We start from the raw sequence: 2,466 nt of genomic DNA on the forward strand, positions 1-2,466 counted from the left end.
GACGTGAGGGCTAACAAGCTGCAGATTCGCAATGCCGTGGAGCAGATGTACAACGTCGTCGTTACCGACGTGAACACCGTAAACTACATGGGCAAGCTCAAGAGCCGCTATACCAAGGCGGGCTTCCTCTCGGGCCGTGCGAACAACTTCAAGAAGGCGATCGTCACCTTGAAGGATGGAGACAAGATCGATTTTTACAGTAATATCTAACGAAGATGGCAGTAAGAAAATTCAAACCTGTAACCGCAGGTACGCGACATAAGATTATCGGCACGTTCGACGAGATCACCAAGTCGACGCCGGAGAAATCGCTCCTCAGCCCCAAGAAGAGCACGGGCGGCCGCAACAACGTCGGCAAGATGACGGTTCGCTACATCGGCGGCGGTCACAAGCAGATGTACCGTAACGTGGACTTCAAGCGCGCCAAGGACGGTATTCCTGCCACTGTAAAAGCGATCGAATACGATCCGAACCGTACGGCACGCATCGCACTGCTCGTGTACGCCGACGGCGAGAAGAGCTACATCATCGCACCCAATGGCCTCCAGGTGGGCCAGACCGTCATGAGCGGCGCAGGCGTTGCTCCCGAGGTCGGCAACACGCTCTTCTTGAGCGAGATTCCCCTGGGTACGGTCGTGCACAACATTGAACTCTACCCCGGTCAGGGTGCCGCCATGGCACGTTCGGCCGGTTCCTATGCCCAGCTGCTTGCTCGTGAGGGCAAATTCGCCATCATCAAGCTGCCTTCGGGCGAGACTCGTATGGTACTCGTAACTTGCCGCGCTACGGTGGGCGTTGTGTCGAACATCGACCACAACCTCGAGAGCTCGGGCAAGGCCGGCCGTGAACGTTGGCTGGGCCGCCGTCCGCGCAACCGTGGCGTTGTGATGAACCCTGTGGATCACCCGATGGGTGGTGGCGAAGGCCGCGCCTCGGGAGGTCACCCGCGTTCGCGCAAGGGTCTGCTGGCTAAGGGTTATAAGACTCGTAACCCGAAGAAGACGACCTCGAAGTTTATCATTTCCAAGAAGAAAAAGTAATTAAAAAGAGTACATAATGAGCCGTTCATTAAAAAAAGGACCGTTTATCGACCCCAAGCTCGAGGCGAAGGTAGTAGCCCAGGCCGAGGGAAACAAGAAGTCGGTAATCAAGACATGGTCACGTGCAAGTATGATCTCGCCTGACTTCGTAGGTCAGACGATCGCCGTCCACAACGGAAACAAGTTCATCCCGGTATATGTGACGGAGAACATGGTAGGACACAAACTCGGCGAGTTTGCTCCCACGCGCAACTTCCGTGGTCACTCAGGTAACAAGAAAAAATAGGTAGAAAATGGGTGCAAGAAAAGCAAATAGAGCCGAGCAATTGAAGGCTGAAAAGAAGCAGAAGGCAATCGCCATCATGCGCGACTGCCCGACCTCCCCGCGCAAGATGCGTCTGGTGGCCGACATCATCCGCGGCGTGGAGATCAACAAGGCACTGGGCATCCTCCGTTACTCGAAGAAGGAGGCATCGATCCGTATGGAGAAACTCCTCAAGTCGGCAATCGCCAACTGGGAGGCCAAGAACGAGAACGAGCGTCTGGAAGATACGAAACTCTGCGTCAAGGAGATCTTCGTCGATGGCGGTCGCATGCTGAAGCGTATTCAGGCTGCTCCGCAGGGTCGCGCACACCGCATCCGCAAGCGCTCGAATCACGTGACGATCGTAGTTGACAAAATGGTAACCGAAGAAAAGAAGTAATCAGATGGGACAGAAAGTAAATCCGATAGCAAATCGTCTTGGTATCATCCGCGGTTGGGATTCCAACTGGTTCGGTGGCAAGGATTTCTCCGACAAGCTCGTCGAGGACGCCAAGATCCGCAAATACCTGAATGTCCGTCTGGCCAAGGCAAGCATCTCGAAGATCATCATCGAGCGCACGCTGAAACTGGTGACGGTTACGATTTCGACCGCCCGTCCGGGTATCATCATCGGCAAGGGCGGCCAGGAGGTCGATAAACTGAAGGAGGAGCTCAAGAAGCTCACCGGCAAGGAGATTCAGATCAACATCTTCGAGGTGAAGCGTCCCGAGGTGGATGCCGTCATCGTGGGCCAGAATATCGCCCGTCAGCTCGAGGGCCGCGTATCGTTCCGCCGTGCCGTGAAGACGGCCGTGGCTTCCACGATGCGCATGGGTGCCGAGGGCATCAAGATCCAGGTCGCAGGTCGTGTGGGCGGCGCCGAGATGGCCCGTACCGAGACCGTGAAGGAGGGCCGCATTCCGCTGCACACCTTCCGTGCCGACATCGACTACTGCCTCACGGAGGCACTCACGAAGGTGGGTATCCTCGGTGTGAAGGTGTGGATCTGCCAGGGTACGGTCTACGGCAAGCGTGACCTGTTCGAGATTGCCGGCGCTTCGGCCCAGGCTCCGTCGGGCGATCGCGGTGAGCGTCGCGAGCGTCGTGGCGGCGAGCGTCGTG

5 protein-coding genes are annotated in these 2,466 nt (G+C 56.8%); all 5 read left to right on the top strand.

Annotated elements, in window-relative coordinates; translation table 11 throughout:
• A partial coding sequence (locus tag QZL63_RS08830) for a 50S ribosomal protein L23 (protein ID WP_369677305.1) occupies window positions 1-210 on the top strand: 210 nt, incomplete at its 5' end.
• Window positions 211-215: 5 nt separating this feature from the next.
• A complete protein-coding gene (gene rplB, locus QZL63_RS08835) occupies window positions 216-1,040 on the top strand; it encodes a 50S ribosomal protein L2 (protein WP_022308957.1) in 825 nt (274 codons plus the stop codon).
• A 16-nt stretch (window positions 1,041-1,056) separates the two neighbouring features.
• A complete protein-coding gene (gene rpsS / locus QZL63_RS08840) occupies window positions 1,057-1,326 on the top strand; it encodes a 30S ribosomal protein S19 (protein ID WP_022308958.1) in 270 nt (89 codons plus the stop codon).
• Window positions 1,327-1,333: 7 nt separating this feature from the next.
• Window positions 1,334-1,744 (top strand): 50S ribosomal protein L22, encoded by a 411-nt coding sequence (rplV, locus tag QZL63_RS08845; protein ID WP_022308959.1) that lies wholly within the window; start codon window positions 1,334-1,336, stop codon window positions 1,742-1,744.
• Window positions 1,745-1,748: 4 nt separating this feature from the next.
• On the top strand, window positions 1,749-2,466 hold a 718-nt coding region (rpsC, locus tag QZL63_RS08850), incomplete at its 3' end, for a 30S ribosomal protein S3 (protein WP_290586616.1).

Source organism: Alistipes sp. CAG:268 (genome assembly GCA_000434235.1).
GTDB classification, from domain to species: Bacteria; Bacteroidota; Bacteroidia; order Bacteroidales; family Rikenellaceae; genus Alistipes; species Alistipes avistercoris.